At 36.6% G+C, this 806-nt stretch carries 2 protein-coding genes; both read left to right on the top strand.

Annotation, left to right across the window (positions count from 1 at the left end):
- The first annotated feature begins 107 nt into the window (after positions 1-107).
- On the top strand, positions 108-518 hold the full coding sequence (locus AC5590_RS04980; RefSeq protein ID WP_169269033.1) for a XisH family protein: 411 nt from the start codon (positions 108-110) through the stop codon (positions 516-518).
- A 56-nt stretch (positions 519-574) separates the two neighbouring features.
- A partial coding sequence (locus AC5590_RS04975; RefSeq protein WP_370460860.1) for a XisI protein occupies positions 575-806 on the top strand: 232 nt, incomplete at its 3' end.

The raw sequence follows: 806 nt of genomic DNA, 5'->3' as shown, positions 1-806 counted from the left end.
TCTTCAGGCATTACTGCCAAACGAACCCCTAAGCTAAAATAGGAATATTGTGAATATTGCGTATTATCTACTTTTAACCAGCCTAATTTTTAATATAGTACACTCCTATGGCAAAAGATAGATTTCATAATATTGTCAGAAATGCTTTAGAAAAAGACGGCTGGAAGATTACGGCAGATCCTTATGAAATCAATGTGGATGATGTAGACTTTGAGATTGATTTAGCAGCGGAGCAACTTTTAGGAGCAGAGCGAGGGGGACAAAAAATAGCGGTGAAAATTAAAAGCTTTATTAGTCCATCGAATGTTTCAGAATTCCATACTGCTTTAGGACAATTTTTAAATTATCGGGATGCATTAGAGAAAGTTGAACCCGATCGCTTACTTTATTTAGCTGTTCGTGTCCCAGTTTATGAAACTTTTTTCCAAAGAAAATTTATTGCATCGGCAGTTGCAAAATATCAATTACGATTGATGATTTACGATGTACAAGAGGAGGTTATTCGTCAATGGCTGTAGAAAAATATCGGCAACATATTCGATATCTTCTTTGCGAAAGGCAAAAGCGAGCTTCGATGTCACGAAATTACGAAGAGTATGAAGTACAAACAATTTTCGACGAACAGCAAGATCACTATCAACTACTTTATGTTGGCTGGCGTGGAAATAAACGCGATTTTGGCTGTATTTTACATCTCGATATTAAAGATGGGAGAATATGGATTCAACACGATGGCACAGAAGAAGGAATTGCCAATCGATTGGTTGAAATGGGAGTACCCAAGCAAGATATTATTTTGGCATTTC

This window comes from Brasilonema octagenarum UFV-OR1 (genome assembly GCF_963888615.1).
GTDB lineage: Bacteria > Cyanobacteriota > Cyanobacteriia > Cyanobacteriales > Nostocaceae > Brasilonema > Brasilonema sennae.
The sequence above is the reverse complement of the archived record's forward strand: the minus strand, read 5'-3'. Positions and strand labels throughout refer to the sequence as shown.